This is a genomic window from Chitinophaga agri, assembly GCF_010093065.1.
Classification (GTDB): domain Bacteria; phylum Bacteroidota; class Bacteroidia; order Chitinophagales; family Chitinophagaceae; genus Chitinophaga; species Chitinophaga agri.
In genome coordinates this window covers 460,945-485,650 of sequence record NZ_CP048113.1, presented here as the reverse complement: position 1 = coordinate 485,650, position 24,706 = coordinate 460,945, and the positions used below count along the sequence as shown (strand labels likewise).

The following is a 24,706-nucleotide window of genomic DNA, read 5'->3' as shown; positions in this document are numbered from 1 at the left end:
TCATCCGTTATGATAAAGAATATACTTGAAACATTTCATAGAAATATAACACTAGACAGTATTAACGGGAACTATGATAATTTAGATGAATTGATGAATCTTTATGAAACTATAATCTTGTATCAATGTAATGACTACAACAATTATAGAAATGTCAGTCCCTATATATTAACAATATTGGAGGAAAATAGTCATGTTTCCACTGTTATTGGAATTGATACCCTAGTAGCCCAATTAAAAAAAATATTGTTGGGAAAGTTCGAACAATTAGATCTCTCAATAATGGAAAAATCAACGGGCGATAGTTTTCTGAAAAAGTTTTTTTTGTCTATTGAGACGGCACTCAAGGAAGATAATCAATTGAGGCTTTCAGAAGCAAATATTGACTTCAATACGCTCTCCTTAGAAGAGAAACAGGACGCCGTTATAACTTCAATTCTAAAATTTCAAAAAGATGCAGAGAATTTAAACTGGGACGAGGAGTTAATCAAAGATAACCTTTTAAATCTAACGGCAACTAGATCACTCCTTCTATCGCTTGGGAATGTCGAATTGTTTTATTTCATAATAAGCATGTTGTTCGATAGATTATCAACTTCCGAATATTTTCAAGCGGGGCGAGATATAGCAGAAGAAGTTATTCTCGCATCTTTTAAAGATCACCTACCTGAATGGGGGTTTTATAACGCTTATTGGTTCTATTCTAATACAAATAGCATACATGCAGCATTATTATACGCAAATCTCAGTTTAGGGGCCGTTCTTAGCAAGAAAAATTCAATTAAAGAAAAGTATATAACCACTTTTCTGTGGCAGTCTATGAAATTCTTCAGAAATGTTGGCCTTCATAGGTGGGTGAAGGTTATATATAGCTTATTTCCCCCCAAGATTCATATCGATGAAGACGAGGGACATAGAATCAAACAAACCTATTTCACCAGTTTATTATTGACTTCTGATGAAAAACTACCTGAGGTATTATTAGATTACTTAAATCAGTTTAGAGAATATCATTTAAATGGTGATGTAAATGATACTATACCCTGGCTGTTACTTCTCTATAATATTAGACGTGTCTATCCTAATGCTAACTTTAGCTCTGATGGGTTAGGATTTTACCTCTCAGTTTTTGAGCAAATAGTACCAGAAGAAAAGATAAAACGACAAAAGGATGTTATTGAAGGTGGCCCGGATCTAAAAAAATATCTACGAGAATCTCTAATAAAACTACTGGAAACAAGAAACGCCAAAGACTTTGTATATGACAATAAAATGGCATTAAATATTTCAACTCGCCTCATTGAGTCCAGTGCCAGAAATAAGGATTTTTCGGGATTCTTATTGGCGATGCTTGTAAAGTCTGATTACAGTCTTGTCTTTAAAAATCAAAAAAATGAATACGAACTACCACTGAAGCTACCAAACCTTGAAGATTTTATTTATTCTGTATACGAAGATTCTATCCAATTATCTAATGAGCTTTCAGATAATGATAATGGCTGTATTATCTGGATTGGTGTATCCGAGGGTGCTCTAGTTCAACTATCGCTATTTAACAGGCAGTTCTTTTTCTTCGATTTGGCTTGGACCGTAGAAATGGTTAACCAGCTTTCTGACTCAAGATTTCGTAGTACTCTAAAATTCGAAGATACTGTCAAAGATAAATTCGGTTCAGTGCGCGAAGTTCTTCCAGAAGAATACTTATCTCAGTCGGAAGACATAATAAATAAAATAAAGCCAATATCTATTCAACTTATATCTGAGACCTCTGCTGTATATTTAGTAATTGATATGATTCTATCACGGTTTCCTCATAATTTATATCTCGATGCTAACTATGACTTTGTTTCATTAAAGTATCCTACAACTAACATTCTATCAACGGAATGGTACTTAGAAAACAAAGGAAGTTTTAAACTAACAAAAGAGTATTCAAGATCAATATGGGTGCCAATTGAAAGCGGGGATTGGGCTTTAAACTATTTATTTAGCAATATAGAAGATACCCTTCATGAGCATAAGTTTAATATTCACACCTCAAAAATGGTAAAGGCTCCGTTATGTTCTGACATTAATATTATATGTTCTCATGGGGGAGAAAATATTTCAGAAACTCAAGTCTTTTATCAAAATGGAGAGCTGACCCATAATCTCAACGAAATTATAGGGAGCGGAAAAATATTAATTTTCTTCGTTTGCCATTCTGGATCTATGGATTTAGAAATGTTTCGAAATAGCATAACTTCTTTAATAAAAACTTTTATGTCAAAGGGATACGGCGCAATTATAGCTCCTGTATGGGCATTAGATGTCACGATACCGCGTTATTGGCTTCCTGAGTTCTTGGAATGCATGGATAAAGGATTGACAATAGACAAAGCGGTATTTAACGCTAATAAAAGGGTATATGATAGATATCCTAGTCCTCCAGCATGGGCATGTCTACATTTATTTGGAGACCCTAATATTCGAGTAAGTTGAAATCATCAAACATCTAGCCTTTGTGATGATAATGATGAATTATTATCTGCTCCTACAATTGGGTTAAGAAGTTGTGATTTAATCTGATATTTTAGCCATCTTGCCGAACGGAAGGATTAAAAAAAGCCTCTACCACAGCCGGATCCTGGAACTCTTTCGGATGATCAAAAGGAAGTCCTAAGGAAGTACACAGCTGATCTGCATAATTTGTAAATCCAAGTTCAGCTAGTTTAATCAATCTTTTTTGTTGTTTTTCGTTTATATTACGGAGTGTGCCTACGTTATAAAAAAGGACATCACATATTGCACTTCCCATTTTATCAAAGTGCAGTGCATCATACCATTGTAAGTCGTTCCATTCATTACCCAGTTCGCGTTTAATATCGGAATACACGTCCTTAGCCAATTGATCTAACTCCAATGATTTGCACTGTAGTGCCTTATATTCTTGATCCGCTAGCGATCTTTTAAACCTAAAATTAGGACTGTCAAAGTAGTTGTTTAAGAGTAAGGTTCCGGTAGACAGCATCTTCGGCATGTAAGTCTGAGGGTTTATGTTTGCGTTGTTTAAATATGCCCTGTATGCAATCATCCAATAATTCCACGATACGTTCATTTACAATATCGGAGAAGAAGAATATCGCGATGCAATGGAGCCAGTCAAACGTAAAGATGCAAGTGTTTTGTGATAATCATGGAATCACGGTCTCCATGCTCAAGAACTGGAGGAAGCAGTTTGCCACTCCTGCAAAAGTTCCCAGACGAAAACATTTCATTCAGCTGACACCTTCTAAGGCGAGTATACCAGATATTGCACTTCCATTCGCGGAGGTGATATCTTTATCAGGTAACAGGATAATTTTTCATTCGGCGGTCAATACAGACATGCTAAAAGAGCTACTAAACAGTAAATAAATGCTGGCACTCTCGTCCTCATGCAGGTATTTTCTGTATACTCAGCCAATCATGATAAGTAGTAGCTTTTACAAACTGGCGGCTATTGTCAATCAACAGATGCATTTGGATCCTTTAACCGGGGATGTCTATATTTTCTTTAACCGCAGAGCTACACATATCAAGCTACTTCAATGGCAGCAAGATGGATTTGCGATTTATTACAAGCGGCTTGAGAAGGGAACATTTGAGATTCCCAAACCAGGTGGGGTACAGTCTTCGCTTACTTCTACACAATTGATGCTTATTCTGCAAGGCATTCAGATGGATAAAGTCCAGTACCGCAGGCGGTATTTTCGACAATCTGCCGATCATTAACATCGCGCTAACAAATAATTGATTTACATGTGATAACATTGCAATTGCAATGAGTACGTCAGCAGAAGATAATGATTACAAACAGCTCTATGAGTCTGCCATCAACAAGGTTGAGCAGCTGCAGCATGAATTGAATCAGCTCAAGAAGATGATTTTCGGAGTTCGTCAGGAGCGATTTATTCCCGCAGATAAGAATCAACTGGCACTCGATATTCCAACAGAACAATCTGCTGCTGTTTGCAACGTGTTAGATGCAAAGAAGGTGACTTATGTGAAAGTTGTAAAACAAGATGCGACTCAAGCCAGAGATAGCCGTCATACCATACCATCTCACTTACGAAGAGAAGATGTAATTATAGATCCAGACCATATACCAGCTGGTAGTAAACATATTGGCACCACTGAAACTGAAGTGCTGGAATACAAACCCGCTGAAATTTATGTAGTCCGTTACATCCGTAACAAGTACCTTCTCCCATCTGCGGATGAGACGTCGTCAAAAATTATTGTTGGACCTTTGCCAACATTACCAGTTGCAAAATCGATGATGGGGCCAGGCTTACTGGCTCAACTGGTTGTTGAGAAGATCTGCGATCATCTCCCCGTGCATCGCCAGCAACAACGTCTGGAAAGAGATGGTATAAAGCTACCATACTCAACGCTGAGTGATGGTTTTGCTAAGACAGCTGCGTTAATTACTCCTATTTACAGAGCGCTGGTAACAGAAGTACTCAACGCTGACTATTTGCAGGCTGATGAGACATCGGTACCGGTGCTCGACAAGGATAAGAAAGGTAGCACTCATCGGGGGTATTACTGGCTCTATCAGGATAATATAAACAAGCTGCTTGTCTTTGATTATCAACCCGGACGTGGCCGGGAAGGACCCGCAGAAATGCTGAAAGATTTTTATGGTACGCTGCAAACAGACGCTTACTCTGCATATAATAGCATTGTTGATACCAATAATATAACATTGATCCACTGTCTTGCTCATGCAAGAAGGTACTTCTCTGACGCTATTTACAGCGACCGAGAAAGAGCAGAATATGTATTGGAACAGTTACAGCTCGTCTATCAGATTGAACGCGATAGCAGGGCGTTAAATCACGACAATGAAAAACGAGCAGCTTCAAGACAGAAGCACTCCTTACCTATACTGAAGAAATTAGGAAGCTGGATGGAAGACCAATACAAGCAGGTACTTCCACAAAGCCCGATAGGAAAAGCCCTTGCCTATAGTATAAAACGCTGGGATAAACTCTGTGCCTTCGTGTATGATGGAAAGCTACATCCAGATAATAACGCGGCTGAGAGATCTATAAGAGCGACTGTTATAGGCCGAAAGAATTACCTCTTTGCCGGGAGCCATGAATCAGCAAAGCGAATTGCAATGCTCTACAGCCTGATCGGAACCTGTAAACTACATAACATTAATCCCAGCCTTTGGCTAAAGGACGTTTTAATGGTCATTAACGACCATCCCATCAACAGAATCAAAGAGCTCCTACCTCATATCTGGATCACGAAGCAAAAGTAACGCTCTCCAAAATCATTACATAGGTGCTGTCTACCGGATACTTACGTTTAAGAATCTTGACCTATAAATATTTAATGCAGTTTCAACCATATTTATCACAGTTCCAGCCTGGTCTGGCCCCCAAGGGTCAAATTTTTCTTCCGGAATATAGAATAGCTCGCTGGCAAGTATAGTCGTTACTTTCTCCCGTAAGTATGGCGTAAGAATAATTGTCTGTTTAGCTATTTTGGCAACAAGCCTTTCACATGCCCATAAATACCTAAGCTCTATGCGGTCCGATAGGTGAAAAATGCAGGTGTCAATCCATTTAGATAAGATTGTCTCAGTCTTACGCTCCGTATATATAACCGTACTAATGCCTTGCTCGTTCAGTTGTATGAGGGTAAGTATCCGATAGACAGCACCTATGTAGTGATTTTGGGGAGCGTTACTTTTGCTTCGTGATCCAGATATGAGGTAGGAGCTCTTTGATTCTGTTGATAGGATGGTCGTTAATGACCGTTAAAACGTCCTTTAGCCAAAGGCTGGGATTAATGTTATGTAGTTTACAGGTTCCGATCAGGCTGTAGAGCATTGCAATTCGCTTTGCTGATTCATGGCTCCCGGCAAAGAGGTAATTCTTTCGGCCTATAACAGTCGCTCTTATAGATCTCTCAGCCGCGTTATTATCTGGATGTAGCTTTCCATCATACACGAAGGCACAGAGTTTATCCCAGCGTTTTATACTGTAGGCAAGGGCTTTTCCTATCGGGCTTTGTGGAAGTACCTGCTTGTATTGGTCTTCCATCCAGCTTCCTAATTTCTTCAGTATAGGTAAGGAGTGCTTCTGTCTTGAAGCTGCTCGTTTTTCATTGTCGTGATTTAACGCCCTGCTATCGCGTTCAATCTGATAGACGAGCTGTAACTGTTCCAATACATATTCTGCTCTTTCCCGGTCGCTGTAAATAGCGTCAGAGAAGTACCTTCTTGCATGAGCAAGACAGTGGATCAATGTTATATTATTGGTATCAACGATGCTATTATATGCAGAGTAAGCGTCTGTTTGCAGCGTACCATAAAAATCTTTCAGCATTTCTGCGGGTCCTTCCCGGCCACGTCCGGGTTGATAATCAAAGACAAGCAGCTTGTTTATATTATCCTGATAGAGCCAGTAATACCCCCGATGAGTGCTACCTTTCTTATCCTTGTCGAGCACCGGTACCGAGTCGAGTAGGCAAGGGCATTTCAGCCCAAGCCTCTCACAGCACCGTGCGTGATAGTCTCCCATCACACGGCGCTTCCAGATTAGCAATACAATTAATATGGGCGAATAAATGACCAGTGTTCAAATAATCGGGGATTGGTTTCGTAGACTCTTACAAGCCATATATGCGCCCGTCCCTTTCCAAGTTTTCTATTTTCCATTATCCATCTTACCAATTTTAGATTTAGCCAGTACCACAATCCATGTGTTGTCCACTTTGAGTATACACAATAATACTGATACCATCCCCTGATTTTAGGGTTTAGTATCCTTGCGATGTTCAAAATCGTGCCTTGGAAACGTCTTCTTACTACCTCTCTCACTTTTTGCCTAACTGCTTTTTTAGACGAGTCACTCATACACGGAAAATACATAAGTTTCCAGCCGTTCTTAGTTGGTCTGCCTAATGGTCGAAAAGTATAACCCAGAAAGTCAAAGCTTACACTTCGATGTGCTTCAGTATGTATATGATTTTTGCAATAAACTATACGCGTCTTTTCCTCATTCAGCATCAACTGACAATCTATCATCCTCCTGGTAATTGCACCTTTGATGAAATTTGCCTGTTTTTCTGTCGTACAGTGTATAATTGCATCGTCACAATACCGTTCAAAAGGCATGTTTGAGTGATTCTTTTCCATCCATTTATCAAATACAAAGTGAAGGAAGATGTTAGCTAGTAGCGGGCTTATTACTCCTCCCTGAGGAGTGCCCTTTTCCCCACGTCTAACTTCTCCGTTACACATAATTCCAGCCTTAAGCCATCGCTTAATATACATTAGAATCCATTTCTCTTTTGTATACCACTCGATTGCCTTCAACAACAGTTCGTGATCTATACTATCAAAAAACGCTCGAATATCAATATCAACCACCCAACTATAATAACCACACCGTGCAGTGGCTTTCTCCAAGGCCTGATGTGCATTCTTACCGGGACGATATCCATAACTATCCTCATGGAAGCTGCCTTCCACGATAGGTTCAAGATAATTTTTCACAACCTGTTGAGCTATGCGATCTGATATTGTAGGTATGCCAAGAATACGCACACCGCCAGATTTCTTTGGAATTTCAACGCTTTTCACAACTGGCGGGTAATAACATCCAGATGTCATTCTGTTCCAAATCCGATATAGATTCTTTGACGCATCAATCGAAAAATCTTCTATACTTTCTCCGTCGATTCCACCACTTGCATTATTTTCCTTTACTTTCTTGTAAGCATCCAGTACCATTTTCTTGGTCACCGGATGTTGCTTTGTTTCATAATAATCAATCATCCATTTTACTGTTGTTGGTTTTATAAAACTAATCTGGCTAAGCCCTTCCCTCCACAGCCATTACAGCAGCTTCAATAGTACTACGACTTAGTCCGCCTCTGTACAGGATATTGGTATTTAACCTTGCGGTGTCTCCGCTTGAATTGTTCCCTTTGCACTCCTGTACAAATTCCCTTGTTCCATTAAATCGCCTGATTTAGTGTCCTGCTACCTATGTACCGCCTGTCATCTAGCCAACACCAGGTTACTGTCGCTAAACTTAATTTGTAGGTAAGAAACTGTTACCTGCTTTCGACAGAATAAGTGCGATATCGATACTTTACTATGGCAGTTCACTTTCGTTCAGCTCACTAAATCTTACCTGACAGATTAATTCTGCCTTTTCCCCTATCGCTCAACACCTTTTCCTTTCGTCCAAAGCATCATAGGGTGGTTTGTAAGGTATGCCTGTCATCCCTTACGGTGGGCCTGCCACCATCAATCTAACAGCATGTAACTTTTCATGTTACTTCAAGGCACACTGTCTCATCAGCCTGCAAATAGTCAGCGTTGAGTACTTCTGTTACCAGCGCTCTGTAAATAGGAGTAATTAACGCAGCTGTCTTAGCAAAACCATCACTCAGCGTTGAGTATGGTAGCTTTATGCCATCTCTTTCCAGACGTTGTTGCTGGCGATGCACGGGGAGATGATCGCAGATCTTCTCAACAACCAGTTGAGCCAGTAAGCCTGGCCCCATCATCGATTTTGCAACTGGTAATGTTGGCAAAGTTCCAACAATAATTTTTGACGACGTCTCATCCGCAGATGGGAGAAGGTACTTGTTACGGATGTAACGGACTACATAAATTTCAGCGGGTTTGTATTCCAGCACTTCAGTTTCAGTGGTGCCAATATGTTTACTACCAGCTGGTATATGGTCTGGATCTATAATTACATCTTCTCTTCGTAAGTGAGATGGTATGGTATGACGGCTATCTCTGGATTGAGTCGCATCTTGTTTTACAACTTTCACATAAGTCACCTTCTTTGCATCTAACACGTTGCAAACAGCAGCAGATTGTTCTGTTGGAATATCGAGTGCCAGTTGATTCTTATCTGCGGGAATAAATCGCTCCTGGCGAACTCCGAAAATCATCTTCTTGAGCTGATTCAATTCATGCTGCAGCTGCTCAACCTTGTTGATGGCAGACTCATAGAGCTGTTTGTAATCATTATCTTCTGTTGACGTACTCATTGCAATTGCAATGTTATCACATGTAAATCAATTATTTGTTAGCGCGATGTTAATGATCGGCAGATTGTCGAAAATACCGCCTGCGGTACTGGACTTTATCCATCTGAATGCCTTGCAGAATAAGCATCAATTGTGTAGAGGTAAGCGAGGATTGTACGCCACCTGGTTTGGGAATCTCAAATGTCCCCTTCTCAAGCCGCTTGTAATAAATCGCAAATCCATCTTGCTGCCATTGAAGTAGCTTGATATGTGTAGCTCTGCGGTTAAAGAAAATATATACATCTCCGGTTAAAGGATCCAGAGGCATCTGTTGATTGACAATAGCCGCCAGTTTGTAAAAGCTATTACTTATCATGATTGGCTGAGTATATAGAAAATACCTGCATGAGGACGAGAGTGCCAGCATTTATTTACTGTTTAGTAGCTCTTTTAGCATGTCTGTATTGACCGCCGAATGAAAAATTATCCTGTTACCTGATAAAGATATCACCTCCGCGAATGGAAGTGCAATATCTGGTATACTCGCCTTAGAAGGTGTCAGCTGAATGAAATGTTTTCGTCTGGGAACTTTTGCAGGAGTGGCAAACTGCTTCCTCCAGTTCTTGAGCATGGAGACCGTGATTCCATGATTATCACAAAACACTTGCATCTTTACGTTTGACTGGCTCCATTGCATCGCGATATTCTTCTTCTCCGATATTGTAAATGAACGTATCGTGGAATTATTGATTGGTTGCATACAGGGCATATTTAAACAACGCAAACATAAACCCTCAGACTTACATGCCGAAGATGCTGTCTACCGGAACCTTACGTATGAGGAAGTGGAGAACAGCTGAATAATAGGTGGGATGGACGGGATAGGGAATGTCCAGCAGCAATCTTCGAAAGAAAAGAAATTCATTAAATTCGGAGGATGGTGCCAAATGATTCTCCTTTATTCGATCTATAATAATATTGGACACAACTTTTTGTTGATGAATATTCCGTAGCTGAGAAAAAACGGTATATACAAGCTGCGAAATATCTCCACTTTTTAAAGTAGTTCCTAGTGGGAGTTATCTGTCTGCCCATTAAGCGTCAGCCGATTCTTCTTCTCAACTATGTCTTTGGCGCGAGCCGCCCTTTCTATGACGTGCTGGACAAATTCATCATGTCTCTCTATTAAGTATTCGGACTGAAAAACTTTTTCAATTTGATCCAACAATCTTGCCTTTATCATTGGCAAGATCTGCGTAGCACCAATATATTGGTCTAATTCCATGAACCGGTTAGCTATCTCCCGCTGCGGGATCGATACCAGCGGAGTGCAGACTTCGTCTAACAAATCCCTGTCGTAAAGATTCGTGTACCAACCGTTGCTTACTACAAAATATCGACAGTTAATCTCCGGATGGAGAGCGTAAAAGTGTGCTTGCGCTACCTCGGATTTATCAATGACAGGTGGCAGGCTCTTGTTGACGCACCGGCCATCCTTCGCATCCATTATCCAGAAATACTGTTTCCTAAGGCTGCATAAATAGTCCAACTTGATTCTTTTGCTACCAACAGATAGAAACAAAGGATTAAGATGAAAACTCTCTTCTCGGGACACGCTATAGTCTTTTTCCTTTCTATATCCAAGTATTTTACAAACTTCCACCAGGAATTCCTCCCGGATATCGGCTTCGCTATAATCTGATAGGTCGATTAATGAGAGACGTTTGAGCTCTTGTTGTTCTGCTTCCTGAAGTGGTGCCCGATATTTTTTCATACGCTAAGAGATTTTTCCTAACAGATGGCGGAAAGTCATACTAATTAATATGAATAAGGTAGCTCTTGGACAACTAAATAACATAACTCTCCTAGAGCTGCGTTATTTAGATAGGAATATGTTGATGAGAAAATGAATGAGGAAAGATACTGGGGTATACAAGTGATCAATGAAAAAGGTATTGCTTGTTGAACGTATTCTGTCTTACAATTCGAAAGAAAGATGGCGTAGGCGTTGGGAAATCCTTGAACTACTCCGTTCAACTTTTATGCAATAACCAATTTTAAGCCTAACCCATTAGGCTAATAGTCCCCTACTTCTTCTTACTCTTATTCTGAGTTTGAGTAAGAGCGGAAGCAGCAACTGCTTTCACTGCTGCTGGTGTCTTAGGATTGCGCAGTAGGTTACTCGCAATAGTTGCAACCTTTTTAGAGGTGCTTTCGTTTGTTGCCTTTTTGTAAGTCATAAATCTGTGATTTAAAGATTAAAAATACAACACAAATTTAAGTGATAAACGGTCTAATAAAATTATGGACGGAAAATACTTTTCCACATATGTGGAAAAAGTTGCCATAGCAACTTTTCAAATAATTAATAGATAATGAATTTCGATTAAATAATATATGATTTGCTACCTTTTTTCAAGCCGGAGATATATTAGGCATTAGGTAGTTTTTCCGAAGAGAAAAAATGCAAGATCCTCCATGTAATTTTTTGAAAGATAACTTTCAAAATACCGGTCACCGGTTTCGTTAACATTAAAACGAAATACCCCAACGTACTTTGGAATGTCAGCCCAAGGGGGAGGGTTGTAATCTTGCTTTTCCTGTCCTTTTGTTACATAAGTATATCTTCCTTCTATTACGTGTATTAATGCTATTCCATGAGCCTCTGCATATTGTATAGCTCCTGCCTGAAATGTCGATGTTGAGAAGATAATACCCTTTTGTGCTCCAATCGATCTTAATTTATCATTTAGGATTTGTACTTTCTCTCGTTTAATAGGCTCTTTATAGTGCTTACATTCAATCAATACAAGGAAGTCACACCCCAATGCCTCAAAGGTTGCCTTGACATCAATTTGATAGGTGCCATCTGCCGTGGGAATTTTGTCGTTATGAGTAACTTCAAAATCTTTAAGCGGCTGTCCCAAATCACTTACATAGTCCCTAACAAGTCTTTCAAATTCTGTATAAGTGAGGCTTGTAACTAAATTATCAATAGGTTTCGGCAAATTTTTGATTGAAGGGGCTGCTAATTTAATATTACCTGATTTCCATCGAGAGGAATTATATTTTGATTGAATAACACCTGTCCATTACTATTAAAGCCACATGTTATTCCAAGTACTTGCTTATTGTGCAGCAATTTCAATGGTGGATATTTGTCTAATGTCAATGGACTTTTAAGACCAATTCCATATTCAGTATCCGTGAGGGGAATTTTTAAATCATGCGTCCCTGTTGATTTGTCCATATATACTTCTAGGTTGAAAGCATTTTTAGTCAATATTTGATACATGTTATTTGCCTCTTGTTGATCGGGGAATAGGAGTATCAATATAGGCCGGTTATTGTTATCAGTCAGAATAGAAATATCCTGCCATTTCAATGTTGAAATGCTTTTTGGGGAATTATCCATACAGAAATTTTACATTGTGATATAATGAGTTATACAAATTACGACAAATTAGTAATAAAGATCCCGTGAGAGGATAAGAAATTTAAAGCTGTACCTAACAGACACCTCGAACTTTTTCGATGTTATTTTAACACATTATCTTTCTAAATGAAATAAATCCGTCAATTCGGTTGCTATTTGGTTCGAGTTTCGTATACTTGGGGTCACAAAAAAAAGCTTCAACGTAAGTTGAGGCTTTTTTATTTTCCATTGAATTTCAGTGTTTTTATGCTTTTCCATTTCGCCTCAGTTGTTCTAATAAAAATTGGGGGTTTGTCAGATCGAACTCTCTTCACACTTTGCAGCTAAACCTTAATAGATTATTAATCAGGTTACTACTCCTTTATCTATCGTAATTTTTTGTTAGCAAGAAGTTCTTGTACCAATAGGGTGACCTCTTGGGACTCGAACTCTACTATTTATTAGGGCTGTAGGTAATTTGATGCCCCATCAGTTTGCTGAAAATTAATCAATGAAGCCATATCCCTAAGAAAAGCTAATATTTGAGGAAATTTCTGCCCAAACATCGAACTCGCTTTGAGGCTTTGAAATCAGCAGCATTTATCAGCTCATTGTAGAAATATTTGCTTTCCGCATCGTATTCAGAACAAACTTGCTCTTCTGGATTTTCATTAACTTTTTATGGCCAAAGACCTTTGTCCCAATCATTATATTGGCTATCTCATTTAAAGCACTTTGGAATGTTTTATCACCTGGAACAATCTTATCTTTTAACATAAGCCTGGTCATTTTTACTTTTCTTTCAAAAGGCAGCTTCAAAAAGAGCTGATCCATACAAAGAAGTTGAGACACCTCTTTGTCAATATCTTTTTGCAGGCCTATTATACCCAGTGCTAACTGATGAAGATCGTTGCCCATTGAGTTGATCCTTGTTTCACAATCAGACCTTATAGCGCAAAAGTCGTCTTCATCGATTTCACCTCTTAGGAGTAACTCCTTTGCTTTGATTGATCTATCGAAAAGACGTTCTAAGCTTTTTGTGACCTGGTGTTGTTTTATAGGTAAGGTTCCGGTAGACAGCATCTTCGGCATGTAAGTCTGAGGGTTTATGTTTGCGTTGTTTAAATATGCGCTGTATGCAACCATCCATTAATTCCACGATACGTTCATTTACAATATCGGAGAAGAAGAATATCGCGATGCAATGGAGCCAGTCAAACGTAAAGATGCAAGTGTTTTGTGATAATCATGGAATCACGGTCTCCATGCTCAAGAACTGGAGGAAGCAGTTTGCCACTCCTGCAAAAATTCCCAGACGAAAACATTTCATTCAGCTGACACCTTCTAAGGCGAGTATACCAGATATTGCACTTCCATTCGCGGAGGTGATATCTTTATCAGGTAACAGGATAATTTTTCATTCGGCGGTCAATACAGACATGCTAAAAGAGCTACTAAACAGTAAATAAATGCTAGCACTCTCGTCCTCATGCAGGTATTTTCTGTATACTCATCCAATCATGATAAGTAATAGCTTTTACAAACTGGCGGCTATTGAGAATATAATTGAAAGCTGTGATACCGTGATACTCCAGTTTTGAAGTGGTTGCGTCCATTTTTTTGAATATTGAGCGTAGCCAGATAAATGAGTTTAAGTAATGCCATATGCAAGGTAAATGCGCCTTTGGTTTTCGTCACTTTCCGAATCTGTCTGTGAAATCCTTCTATAGTATTAGTTGTATAGATAAGTTTGCGGATTGCTGCAGGGCACTTGAAGAAAGTACTGAGTTTATCCGAGTGACGATTCCAGGATTCAAGCACAACGGTATATTTTTTACCGCATTTCATTTCCAGCTCCAACAACTGTCCCTCTGCCTCATCCTTACTCGCCGACTGATAAACAGGCCTCAAATCTGACGTGAACTGTTTTTGATCCTTACTAGCTACATATTTGAGTGAACTACGAATCTGATGTACAATACAGGCCTAGACTTCCGTTTTAGGATAAATTGTTGCTATTGCTTCAGCAAACCCCTTTAACCCGTCTATGCAGGCGATCAGAATATCAGCGACACCACGTTGTTGAAGATTGGTCAAAACACCCAGCCAGAAGTTGGCGCCTTCACTTTCGGAAACATACATGCCTAGTAGATCTTTACGTCCTTCAGTATTTATCCCCAGAATATTGTAAACACAGCGGCTTTTTATGTGCCCATCCTCTTTCACCTTGTAGAACATAGCATCCAGCCAAACAATGCAATATATAGCCTCTAAAGGCCTGTTCTGCCATTCTTTTACAAGGGGAATAACCTTTTCTGTAATGGCAGAAGGTGTACTGGCTGATATGTCATACATATCTTTGATATGAGCAGAAATATCGCGAAAGCTCATTCCATGCCCATACATGCCAATAATTTTATGTTCAAGACTTTCTGCTGGTATCATGAGATTTACTTTACAATGCCAAGAGTTTGCTGTGATCAATTCAATTTAATCCTTTTGAAGAGGAATAATTTTAGAAACCTTCATACCTCCTGTATATACTAGTGTAAATTCTCCTTTATCAAACGTTATCGGAAGAGAAACCTTGTTCTTCAGATAAGGCGCAACTACAGAATCCGTTGAGTAAACTATTTTAATCGGGCTTGTCATCTTTAAAACATAAATAGAAGGAAATCCTCTTTGCTGTTTGTGGAGGTCCGTCAAAGTATCATAATGAAGACCAATTTTCTTCATAGAGTCAACATCAAATTCAAACTTAAAGCCAGTTACATCTTTTCTTGCCGCTAATGTCTCTTTATATGAATGAGCTCCAGCATTATCCATTCGAATAAAGTAATATCCAGATCCATCCATCATTAAGTAGCCAGTTTCCTCTACTTCACCATTAGTTTCAGCTCCTTCGGAACCTAGGTTACATTGAGAAAAACTCAGTAAGGATAAAATAATAGTTATACAGGTTTTTATACTTTTAATAGCCCGCTTTCCTGATACCTTCATTTGAAAAAATGTATTCATGGGGATTAGTGTGTTAGGCATAAAAGAGATCCCGGATCAAGCCCGGGATTACGAACTTACCAGACTTTTCCCGCCTAATCCGCACCAGTTTTATGATAATGTCATATCGGTAAAAAGGGAATACCTATCCAGACATCCCCCATCTAACTATGACCTGAATCTATCTAAAAGATTTAAAGCCCGCAAAATTCCACAAATTCGAGCAAACATATATTGGATTTGCAACAAAAAAATGGACAACTTATCAAACTGCTTGTTTTAGAATGGATTTACCAAATTCTTCAGGGGTTAAAAATCCTAAAATTGAGTGTATACGCTGCCTGTTGTACCATATTTCGATGAACTCAAATAGCTCTCAATTTCCTTTTCTGCTCATGCTTTGTTCTACTGGCTTACTTTTAAGCAATTCTCGCAGTCCTCGAACTTTTGTCGTATGTTTTAACTCACCGGTGGCAATTACCATTGACTGTGGTTAAATCATCAATAAGCTGGTTCGAGTTTCTCATACCTGGGATCACGGAAAATTAAACGCTTCAAGTTCAAGGACTTGAAGCGTTTTTATTTTTAGCACTTTTATACATTATCTTCATTATCGATCATTTATGGAGTTCTAGTCGTGTAGGGGTGTATCTTACTATCAATAGAATACAGGTCATGTTACTAGGCATTCAGTATTTATTCCCAATCGTCTATTATCTCAGTCGGTTTAAACTCAAAAATTTTGAAGATTGCGTCTATATCGAGAGTACAGTGCTCAGGTAAGTTTATCGTCGCAATTCCTCCAAAGTCAACTTGCCAATGGCCGCCATGTCTCACTATTTCATCACCTAGTAACCGATACTCCGAACTGCTAAATTCTGAGGTTAGGAAAAATCGGCGCGTAACATATGTTGACTCTTTTAGGATTTTAACTATTTCATGTCTTCCATCATTATTAATTCGTGTTTCAAATTCAGTTCCTAGTGTTAATCTGTAGTTGAATATGTCATTGTCAATCATCCTAAAAGTCGTATTGGCAAGTTTCTCAGCATGCATTTTTCCAGTCATCGGCTGTCTTTTATCATATAGTTCTATTTCGACTATTTCATTTGTAGTTTCCATACCATAAACCAATTTAATACCTATAATAAAACATGTATCTGAATAAATTAATAACACATTAATAAGTCTTGAAGTCAAAAAGACAGAGATGAATGTCTAAAACGGAGATCATTGGGCCACCCTTAACGGAGCATACCGGGCCAGTCAAAACGGTGATATAGGGCCAAAAAGAACGATCAGTGTCTACCTAAAACGGATTGTAGGTTGCCGATTTTCAGATTTCACTCACTAAAACGGAGGTAATTGGGCCAAAAATAAGGTTTTCATCCACTTAAAACGGAGGTCACCGGGCCAATTTAATCAATATCCGCAGCCTAAAACGGAGGTCGTTGGGCCACTTTCCATGATTTGCAATAGTCTTGTACCTAAAAAAGCAATAGGTATATGGCGGGTCAAAGAATCAATGTCATGGAAGTACGTACATTAATTTCACTGAAACAGAAGGGATGGAGCAATCGTAAGATTGCGGATTACATTAAGGTCAACCGTAAGACTGTAGACAGTTATATGACCCGCTTTAAAGCATTGGAGTTATCCTGGGAAGCCTTATTGCAACTGGAAGATGCTGAACTTGCAGATCTTTTTACAGAAGATAGCCAGACCGAAAAAGAACGCTATGAGACATTGGCCGGTTACTTCAGCTACTTTGAAAAGGAACTGCTGAAGCCTGGTTGTACACTGGGAGCATTGCATCAGGAATACCTGTTTAAACACCCCGATGGTTATCGTTATACACAATTTTGCTGGCATATAAGGCAGTGGAACAAAAGGACCACGCCGGGAGGAAAACTATTACATAAAGCTGGAGATAAGCTATATATAGACTTTTGCGGGGATAGGCTCTCTTATGTTGAAAAAACAACCGGGGAACTGATAACCGTGGAAGTGTTTGTTGCTGTGCTGCCCTGCAGCCAATACACTTTTGTAAAAGCAGTATCATCCCAGAAAAGGGAGGATCTGATTACTTGCTTATCTTCCTGCCTGCAATGGCTTGGTGGAGTGCCACAGGCCATTGTATCAGATAATCTCAAAAGTGCAGTAAGCAAAGCACATAAATATGCACCACTGATCAATAAGACATTGGCTGACTTTGCACTGTTCTATGGGTGTGCGGTAGACCCTGCACGCCCATATCACCCACAGGACAAGGCTTTAGTTGAACGTGCAGTAGAGCTGGTATACCAGCGAATTTATTATCCACTATCCCGCCATACATTCTTTTCTCTTGAAGAGCTCAATACTGAGATCAGTAACATGCTGGTCACTTACAATGATTACCTGTTTGCTCATGGTGGTACCACCCGTAGACAACAATTTATTGACACTGAAAAAGAATGGTTGCAACCATTACCACAGGGGCGTTATCATCTGCGACAATACAGACGAGCGAAGGTTCAGAAGACCAGCTATATCTATCTAAGTGAGAATCGCAACTACTATAGCGTACCTTATCGCTATCAGGGGCATCATGTAGAGGTGCAATATAATCATGTGTCAGTAGAGATTTTCTACAACCATACCCGCATAGCTAGTCATCGTCGCTGCTTTACACCTGGGCATTATACCACAGTCAGTGAACACATGCCATCTACTCACCAGGTCTATAATGGCTGGAGTCCTCAATTTTTTGAGGATAAAGCAGCACTTGCAGGTAATAATACACTTCTCTATATCCAAAGGTTGTTAGGTCAGTATAGCTATCCGGAAATCGCCTATAAGCAATGCCAGGGCATACTTGCCTTAGGAAAGGATTATACTATACAACGTCTTGAACAGGCTTGTCATCGTGCACTGGAATATCATAAAGCCGGCTATCATACTATCGAACGCATTTTAAAGGCTGGACTTGACCAGTTGGAAGAGCCGCCAGCGGCTCTTCCAACTATCCCGGAACATGTTAACATCCGTGGAGCGGCAGCATACCGTTAAGTTCACTAACAGCAATTATTTATTAAAAACACATCATAAATGAACGAAAACAACACTGTAGAAAAATTACGTCGTATGCATCTGGGCGCTATGGCTCGTCTTTACCACCAAAGCCTTACTGATCAGCACTACACAAATTATACAGCAGATGAACTTCTGACCTTGCTGGTGGATGCTGAATGGGAACATCGTCAGAAAACCCGGATAGAAAGCCTGATCAGACAGGCTGGTTTTAAACAGACTGTATCACCACAGGATATTGACTATATGACTAATCGTCACCTTGACAGGAATGTACTAGATCGATTACTTAATCTGCACTTCCTGGAGAAGGCTGAGAATATTATTATTACAGGCCCTACGGGCTGTGGTAAAAGCTTCCTCGCACAATGTCTGGGTGTAAAAGCATGCCAAATGCTTAACCGCACACATTATTACCCTGCCACCCGCTTCCTTGACAAAGTTAAATTAGCCAGGCTTGATGGATCTTACTCTAAGATGATACGCACAATAGGTAAGCTACCCTTATTGATCATAGATGATTTTTTACTAACTCCGGTGGATCAAACCACAAGAACAGCCTTACTTGACGTAATAGAAGAACGATACGAGAAGGGGGCTACTATTATATCTACTCAGATACCAGTGGAACAGTGGCATCCCTTAATAGGGGAAAGCACAATGGCTGATGCGATATTAGATAGACTTGTGTACTCTTCTCACAGAATAACACTGACAGGAGAGTCTTTAAGAAAGAAAAAGAAACTTACTGCTTAACTTTTAATCAATACCTGTAATATTGCAATGGAAAGTGGCCCAATGACTCCGTTATGCCTGGCCCTATATCATCCGTTTAGGCTGGCCCAGTATCACCGTAATAGACAATGAATTCGTATTCAATAATCTGTCAGCTCTTAATATCTGCACAAGAATACGAGGGCCACCTGTCTTCGGCTACACAATCTATACCGCAGTCCGAATTCCAAGGCGTAAAGGATTTGTCCTGACGCTGTATAAGATACCAATCAACCATCTTTCAGGAACCGGATATTTCAGTATTTCCAATTAAAATTCAATGACCCGCACTTATGGCAAACCATATATTCGTTATCAAGTTTGTCAGATTTGCAACGATTACAAACTCCATAGGTTCTATTAACATGAGTTACAATATATTCGGCTTCCATCCTTCTTTGTGACTTAAAATCTGTTCCCTTTGCTGCAGGGCATTCTCCATCATTGCATTGTATTCTTTGTAGTCATAATACAAATATGCTCATTTCTACTCTTACTTACCAAAAAGGCAAAGTAAAAATTGATTGCGTCGCGTGAATTAGCGATCTTATTTTTCTGGTCCCGGTGGGTTGATGAGCAGCATGGGCCTGCGGTCAGAGATGTTGAATGCTTTGGCGTAGGGTGCCAGGATCCAGTACAGTTGCTCGGGCACGAAGTAAAAGGCTTCGACGGTTTGCCGGGGAATGGGCTTGTTTTTGTCTTCCCACTGGAGGTGTATGGTGCGTTTATCGTCTACCAGGTGCTGGCAGTCTTTTTTTTCCAGGTATGCATGGCCCCAGGAGGTGCCGCCGGACAGCAGGCGCTTCTCAGTGCATATGAGATAGAATAACCTGAATTGATACTGATTGCTATGGCTGTTTTTGGGATCTCCCGGCTGAAATGCAGGGCATTCACTGTCATTGATGTATAGCGCCCTGGTATAAGGGGCTAATATCCACCAAAGGGCTTTGGGCACCAGGTAGAAGGGTTGCAGTTTCCGTTTGGGCACTGGCGCTGATTGATCTTCCCAAATCAGGTGGGTAGTTAAACGTTCCAAATGCAGGAGTGCCTGTCGCGTCGTTGACACCACGGTCATTTTCATATTTCCATATATACTGTTCCCATCCACACAAGGCACGTACATCAGTGTAAAAATGTATTTATGAGAATGATTTTCCATTTCCTCTACTCTTTTCTATTGGCGGCACGGAACTGCTGTTTCTAAAGTGACAGGTGCTTAAAAACGGGCCGGAATGCTTCCGCGCAAAAAGTTCATTGTCCCTGGATCTGCTCGACCTTAATTGTGCCCTATTTTCGTCGAGTCCGTTTACGAGGCAATATTAACACCGTAATTTTAGATTTGCTAATATTTTTAGCAAATTTATTAACATAATGGTTTTTAATGGATTGTTTAGAGTCTGTTTTGCACCGCACTCTATTCAATAATGTAAACTTACGGGATATGACTGTTTCAAGTTGTTTAAATCGCAGTATTCCCTTTTTATATTTAAAGCCGCAGAGATCAGTGAAAAATAAGCAATGGCCAGGATTTATCGTTAAGAGATAATCTAATTTTTAAACATATTATTTTTGATAGTGTTTCTAGATTGCGGTATCTTCGCAGCGAAAATTCAATTGAAACTACGAATGTTTACCCGTACCATGTACCCGTTTAATGTTCCATTGTGTAATACAGACACTTTAACCTGCGTTTCATTTGTTTTAACTTTTGAGTAGCACCGGGCCGATACAATTTGTATTTGGCATCTATGTTAGTAGCCCATTAATACCTGCTTTTTATGAGAAATAAAGAACGTAAAGTATCGAAGTTGACCTAAGGAAAATGCCATTATTTATTCCTTTGCTGACTTATGTATAACCTATTTCCTTTAATGCATCAATAACCATTTTATGTTTTTATTATCCTGCTGCTATCCGGCTCTCCCGGTATAGCTACTGTGCCGTTTTTCTTAACCATTACGAGCTGTTGTGCTGATCAAGGCACGATAAGGTATTCCTATGTCATTATTCATCATTAATAAAAGTAAACTATGAAAAGAGTCGTGCTGCTTAGCCTTGCAGCGTTCTGTTTCGCCTGCCAGAAAGAAGCCAGACAGGACAAACTTATCCCTAATGAAAACCGTACTCCCACTATTGCAGCAGCCGGTGATGGTGCTTATGATGTAGTTGGTTACGGTTGTGATGTAACAGGGCCTTTTGCTGATGCAGAAGCGTCTCGTAGCCGGGTATTTGATTTTGCTGCATTCTATGCTGCCAACCCCGGCAGCGTGAATATAAAAACGCTGAGAGACCAGAAACTGTATTTCGAATATGCTGCCGATGCAGCGTCACTGATGAAGAAAGTTTCCATGAGTTTAAGCGCAACCGCTAAATACACCGCCTTCTCCGGAACCTTAAAATTTAACCGGGAGCAAACGAATACCTTTTCGTCCAAGGATATCTATGGTTTTTGTAACCTGGTGCTGAAAAGTAAGGAGATAGTATTGAGTACGGATGCAGCTACGTTAAAAAATTATCTCACGCCTGAATTCAGGTCCGACATTGCTACCCGACCTGCAAGTGAAATTGTAACCCGCTACGGTACTCACGTGTATTTAAGTATTGTAACTGGAGGCAAAGTGGAGATCATCTACAAATCTGAGACAAGAAGTGGACGACGTACTGTTGCCGCTGGAGGCGGTTTGCAACTGAATATGAAAAATGCATTCGGTATTGACCTGACAATCGGTGTTGAGAAATCAGCTTCAGATAGTAACACGCTGGAGACAATTCATTATCATACCAGAGGCGGTGGATTCACATCAGTTGCTACATTTAATGCTAAAGATGGTACTAAATTCGATCCCAGTGACTGGCAAAAAACAATCACTCCGGAAAACTCCGTACTCGTTGAAATCCCTCAAAATGGTCTGATCGCTATTAGTGATCTCGTAGATGATCCGGCCAAGAAGGCTGAACTGGCTGCTTATACTGAGCAGTATATTCAGAATAACGCTGTCAATCTGCAATACGAGAAGGCTCCGATGTATTCTTACTACTATAACAAGAATTTCCAGGTGGTTGACATTTTGTTGACGACTACTCCCGCTGAGGTAGCTGGCGTAGCGTATTGGACAAATCAGGGTATCATCGGAACCGCATTTACGGATAATTCTAAGCCGGGTACTATTCCTATTTACAGATATTTCCAGAACAACAATACACACTTCTTTACCAACGATTTCAATGAAATTGGCTACGGTGGGCAACACGGTAAATATGAATGGATTGCCGGATATATCTATAAAGATCCAACTCCGGGTGCTGTTCCTATATATCGTTACAATGCTGATGGAATGCACTATTATACGACTACTGATCGTGGTAAAAGTTTTACGATAGGTGCGAGCCTTTTTAAGAAAACATACGTGTATGAATCCATTCTTGGCTACATCCCACAGAACTAAGCTCGTTTAACTATTTTTATGAAAGAAGCGGTCTCCTATGAGGCCGCCTTTTTCGTTAATTTTGTTCGCTGTTGAGTGCTGAAGATTAGTCTTCGGCTCTTCCAGTATTTTGGTGATCCTTTTTTGCTGAAAATATACCAGGGATGACATGGCTCTTTTCCCTTCTCGTCAGACAGCGATGCCGGATAATCCACCTAACAGGACAATAAACATAGATCAAAATCATTTGTGGCTATCGTGAGGCCGATGCCCATAATCGGTCCCATCAATGGTGAAATAAGCATTGCGCCAACAATAACAGCTGTAGAGTTCACATTGAGACCGATTGCGGCGATGAACATTGAAAAATAAGCGTCGATAAATTTTTACGCTTAAAGTAAACATTCCGGGTTATTTCCGCGACAATTCTCTGACCATCCGCCTTATCTTCATTGAGATTAAATCGTTCCTGAAGAAAATGTTCTTATTCCCTTTTAACAGGATCTATGTATTTTAAATCAATAAAATTCCCTCCAGGATATACTTAAAATAGGGCTACTCAGATTTAATACCGCATGATAAGCAATCTGATCTATCAAGTCGGGAATGATTTTAGTGTTGATAATGTACGTAGACTATATAATTACATTCAGCAGATAAATTCAGAAAAAATGATGAATAAAAATAATTATTGGAAGCTCCTGATATCTTGCGTAATATCTTTTTTTATAATGTACGGGGTCATGTTTTTAAATGTAGATTCGGCTGACCACATATATTTAAGCCTAAGCCGATTTTACATGTCATTATTAATGGTGTGTCCTATGGCACTTATTATGTTGGGAATAATGCGGGACATGTATATGAATAGAAACAAAAATGGCTTAATTATAGTATTTAGTATAGTACTCTTTTTCGTATCGCTTACCTTATTGAGAAGCCAGACACCAGTTACTGATGTACAATATATGAAAGCAATGATCCCACATCATTCATCAGCCATTATGACCAGCAAACATGCAAAACTAAAGGATCCACAAGTGCGGCAACTTGCAGATAGCATCATTCAATCTCAGGAGCGAGAGATTCGATTAATGAAATCGATGCTGAAAAATTTCTAATAGCTGCGTATGAAATCTTCAAATTAGGTAACCCAGGGGTATAAACCATATTCGATTTTCTGAAGAGGCGTTTCTGCATCTAACCCAATCACAAAAAAGAATAATTAAAGAAGCTGGGAAGACATGACGGCACGTTTTATGTGAAGATATTTGCTTTTAACCTACAGGAATCGATTAACAGTATGCCAAATGAAAAAGATCCAAAGACCGGACATGATACGCTAAGCAGCGAATTAAGAGCCTCCCTGTCCCGGACCCTTAGACGGTTTCAAGACTGGCTTCGCCCGGACCGGACGCAACCGCTTTTGTTGCGAAGTATAATTTTTGTTTCCAAATTGCCCGTTCTGATAATTGCACTGGCACTTTCACCGGTTTTTTTGATCATTCTGCTGTTTGCATTTGCTGTTGCGCTATGAAGAAATTCAGATTAGACGATTGCCTGTTCGTTTTGAGTAAAATATTATTTTTGGCACATCAGCTGTTGCAGAAAGTACTGTACGTCAAGTTGGAAATAGCCGATTCGTTTCTTGATCCATTAGTATTCATGCCCATCTGCTTGTATTTGTTAACGCGCGAACGCCGTTGGTTTCTTAAAGAGCCAAACTACCAACTGCCAATCGTTCATATCTTATGCTATGTCTTCTTAACGATTTTAGTTTCTGAAATTGTCTTTCCAGCATTGAGCAACAAGTTTACGGCAGATCCATTAGATGCTTTGTGCTTCCTGGCAGGAGCAATTTTGTTTGCTGCGACGGCAATGCCAGACATTCAAATGAAAAAGGCTGGCTGAGCTATAGGATGAATTTGCTGGTCACAGGGCCGGGTGTATATGGCAAAATGTTTTATATTTCGCATTTAATGGCATTTAA

The 24,706-nt window shown here is 39.7% G+C and carries 26 protein-coding genes and 1 pseudogene; 10 read left to right on the top strand and 17 right to left on the bottom strand.

Annotated elements, in window-relative coordinates; genetic code table 11:
- Positions 1-9 precede the first annotated feature (9 nt).
- On the top strand, positions 10-2,481 hold the full coding sequence (locus tag GWR21_RS01905) for a hypothetical protein (RefSeq protein ID WP_162330091.1): 2,472 nt from the start codon (positions 10-12) through the stop codon (positions 2,479-2,481).
- A gap of 91 nt (positions 2,482-2,572) precedes the next feature.
- Here GWR21_RS01905 and GWR21_RS01900 read toward each other — a convergent pair whose 3' ends face one another.
- Entirely contained in the window at positions 2,573-3,019 is a 447-nt protein-coding gene (locus GWR21_RS01900) for a hypothetical protein (protein WP_162330090.1), read from the bottom strand.
- A 44-nt stretch (positions 3,020-3,063) separates the two neighbouring features.
- Here GWR21_RS01900 and tnpA (GWR21_RS01895) point away from each other — a divergent pair, with 44 nt between their 5' ends.
- From tnpA (GWR21_RS01895) to tnpC (GWR21_RS01885), 3 genes are read left to right on the top strand one after another with little or no spacing between them, the layout of a single operon-like run.
- On the top strand, positions 3,064-3,396 hold the full coding sequence (gene tnpA, locus GWR21_RS01895) for an IS66 family insertion sequence element accessory protein TnpA (protein WP_162330025.1): 333 nt from the start codon (positions 3,064-3,066) through the stop codon (positions 3,394-3,396).
- On the top strand, positions 3,397-3,753 hold the full coding sequence (gene tnpB / locus GWR21_RS01890) for an IS66 family insertion sequence element accessory protein TnpB (protein ID WP_262888451.1): 357 nt from the start codon (positions 3,397-3,399) through the stop codon (positions 3,751-3,753).
- 49 nt (positions 3,754-3,802) lie between these two features.
- Positions 3,803-5,293, top strand: coding sequence for an IS66 family transposase (tnpC, locus tag GWR21_RS01885; protein WP_162330089.1), 1,491 nt, complete (start codon positions 3,803-3,805; stop codon positions 5,291-5,293).
- 427 nt (positions 5,294-5,720) lie between these two features.
- Here the strand turns inward: tnpC (GWR21_RS01885) and tnpC (GWR21_RS01880) are convergent, their stop codons facing one another.
- From tnpC (GWR21_RS01880) to GWR21_RS01840, 10 genes are all read right to left on the bottom strand, one after another.
- Positions 5,721-6,488 (bottom strand): IS66 family transposase, encoded by a 768-nt coding sequence (gene tnpC, locus GWR21_RS01880; RefSeq protein ID WP_162330088.1) that lies wholly within the window; start codon positions 6,486-6,488, stop codon positions 5,721-5,723.
- Between the two features lie 101 nt (positions 6,489-6,589).
- Positions 6,590-7,819 (bottom strand): group II intron reverse transcriptase/maturase, encoded by a 1,230-nt coding sequence (gene ltrA / locus GWR21_RS01875; protein ID WP_162330087.1) that lies wholly within the window; start codon positions 7,817-7,819, stop codon positions 6,590-6,592.
- Positions 7,820-8,319: 500 nt separating this feature from the next.
- A complete protein-coding gene (locus tag GWR21_RS01870) occupies positions 8,320-9,054 on the bottom strand; it encodes an IS66 family transposase (protein ID WP_162330086.1) in 735 nt (244 codons plus the stop codon).
- 49 nt (positions 9,055-9,103) lie between these two features.
- On the bottom strand, positions 9,104-9,460 hold the full coding sequence (gene tnpB / locus GWR21_RS01865) for an IS66 family insertion sequence element accessory protein TnpB (RefSeq protein WP_262888481.1): 357 nt from the start codon (positions 9,458-9,460) through the stop codon (positions 9,104-9,106).
- On the bottom strand, positions 9,461-9,793 hold the full coding sequence (tnpA, locus tag GWR21_RS01860; protein WP_162330084.1) for an IS66 family insertion sequence element accessory protein TnpA: 333 nt from the start codon (positions 9,791-9,793) through the stop codon (positions 9,461-9,463).
- 309 nt (positions 9,794-10,102) lie between these two features.
- Positions 10,103-10,807, bottom strand: a complete 705-nt coding sequence (locus tag GWR21_RS01855) for a hypothetical protein (protein ID WP_162330083.1) — start codon at positions 10,805-10,807, stop codon at positions 10,103-10,105.
- A gap of 313 nt (positions 10,808-11,120) precedes the next feature.
- Positions 11,121-11,273 carry a hypothetical protein gene (locus tag GWR21_RS31310; RefSeq protein WP_202929030.1) on the bottom strand — a complete coding sequence of 51 codons (153 nt, stop codon included), beginning with the start codon at positions 11,271-11,273 and terminating at the stop codon, positions 11,121-11,123.
- 198 nt (positions 11,274-11,471) lie between these two features.
- The gene (locus GWR21_RS01850; RefSeq protein ID WP_162330082.1) at positions 11,472-12,041 is read right to left on the bottom strand and encodes a restriction endonuclease; all 570 of its coding nucleotides are present in this window, start codon (positions 12,039-12,041) and stop codon (positions 11,472-11,474) included.
- Positions 12,042-12,061: 20 nt separating this feature from the next.
- Positions 12,062-12,448, bottom strand: coding sequence for a hypothetical protein (locus tag GWR21_RS01845; RefSeq protein WP_162330081.1), 387 nt, complete (start codon positions 12,446-12,448; stop codon positions 12,062-12,064).
- Between the two features lie 603 nt (positions 12,449-13,051).
- Positions 13,052-13,540, bottom strand: a complete 489-nt coding sequence (locus GWR21_RS01840) for a hypothetical protein (RefSeq protein ID WP_162330080.1) — start codon at positions 13,538-13,540, stop codon at positions 13,052-13,054.
- Positions 13,541-13,584: 44 nt separating this feature from the next.
- Between GWR21_RS01840 and tnpA (GWR21_RS01835) the strand changes: the two genes are divergently transcribed.
- The gene (gene tnpA / locus GWR21_RS01835; protein ID WP_162330079.1) at positions 13,585-13,917 is read left to right on the top strand and encodes an IS66 family insertion sequence element accessory protein TnpA; all 333 of its coding nucleotides are present in this window, start codon (positions 13,585-13,587) and stop codon (positions 13,915-13,917) included.
- A 68-nt stretch (positions 13,918-13,985) separates the two neighbouring features.
- On the opposite strand, the pseudogene GWR21_RS31450 reads toward tnpA (GWR21_RS01835), so the two are convergent.
- From GWR21_RS31450 to GWR21_RS01820, 4 genes and pseudogenes are all read right to left on the bottom strand, one after another.
- A pseudogene (locus tag GWR21_RS31450) lies at positions 13,986-14,890 on the bottom strand (IS256 family transposase); the annotation flags it as partial.
- A 48-nt stretch (positions 14,891-14,938) separates the two neighbouring features.
- The gene (locus tag GWR21_RS01825) at positions 14,939-15,466 is read right to left on the bottom strand and encodes a hypothetical protein (RefSeq protein WP_162330078.1); all 528 of its coding nucleotides are present in this window, start codon (positions 15,464-15,466) and stop codon (positions 14,939-14,941) included.
- Between the two features lie 244 nt (positions 15,467-15,710).
- Complete coding sequence (locus GWR21_RS31830) at positions 15,711-15,806, bottom strand: hypothetical protein (protein WP_394367286.1); 96 nt, start codon at positions 15,804-15,806, stop codon at positions 15,711-15,713.
- A 335-nt stretch (positions 15,807-16,141) separates the two neighbouring features.
- The gene (locus GWR21_RS01820; RefSeq protein ID WP_162330077.1) at positions 16,142-16,567 is read right to left on the bottom strand and encodes a hypothetical protein; all 426 of its coding nucleotides are present in this window, start codon (positions 16,565-16,567) and stop codon (positions 16,142-16,144) included.
- A 384-nt stretch (positions 16,568-16,951) separates the two neighbouring features.
- Between GWR21_RS01820 and istA the strand changes: the two genes are divergently transcribed.
- Together istA and istB are read left to right on the top strand one after the other, a co-directional pair.
- Complete coding sequence (gene istA, locus GWR21_RS01815; RefSeq protein WP_162330076.1) at positions 16,952-18,496, top strand: IS21 family transposase; 1,545 nt, start codon at positions 16,952-16,954, stop codon at positions 18,494-18,496.
- 39 nt (positions 18,497-18,535) lie between these two features.
- Entirely contained in the window at positions 18,536-19,273 is a 738-nt protein-coding gene (gene istB, locus GWR21_RS01810; protein WP_162330075.1) for an IS21-like element helper ATPase IstB, read from the top strand.
- A gap of 565 nt (positions 19,274-19,838) precedes the next feature.
- On the opposite strand, the gene GWR21_RS01805 is transcribed toward istB, so the two are convergent.
- Positions 19,839-20,450, bottom strand: coding sequence for a hypothetical protein (locus GWR21_RS01805; RefSeq protein WP_162330074.1), 612 nt, complete (start codon positions 20,448-20,450; stop codon positions 19,839-19,841).
- A gap of 871 nt (positions 20,451-21,321) precedes the next feature.
- On the opposite strand from GWR21_RS01805, the gene GWR21_RS01800 reads away from it, so the two are divergent.
- On the top strand, positions 21,322-22,737 hold the full coding sequence (locus GWR21_RS01800) for an MAC/perforin domain-containing protein (RefSeq protein WP_162330073.1): 1,416 nt from the start codon (positions 21,322-21,324) through the stop codon (positions 22,735-22,737).
- Between the two features lie 194 nt (positions 22,738-22,931).
- Here the strand turns inward: GWR21_RS01800 and GWR21_RS31825 are convergent, their stop codons facing one another.
- Positions 22,932-22,991 (bottom strand): hypothetical protein, encoded by a 60-nt coding sequence (locus GWR21_RS31825; RefSeq protein ID WP_394367285.1) that lies wholly within the window; start codon positions 22,989-22,991, stop codon positions 22,932-22,934.
- Between the two features lie 300 nt (positions 22,992-23,291).
- On the opposite strand from GWR21_RS31825, the gene GWR21_RS31820 reads away from it, so the two are divergent.
- A complete protein-coding gene (locus GWR21_RS31820; protein ID WP_394367253.1) occupies positions 23,292-23,837 on the top strand; it encodes a DUF305 domain-containing protein in 546 nt (181 codons plus the stop codon).
- Positions 23,838-24,303: 466 nt separating this feature from the next.
- The gene (locus tag GWR21_RS01785; protein ID WP_162330072.1) at positions 24,304-24,627 is read left to right on the top strand and encodes a hypothetical protein; all 324 of its coding nucleotides are present in this window, start codon (positions 24,304-24,306) and stop codon (positions 24,625-24,627) included.
- Positions 24,628-24,706: the final 79 nt, after the last annotated feature.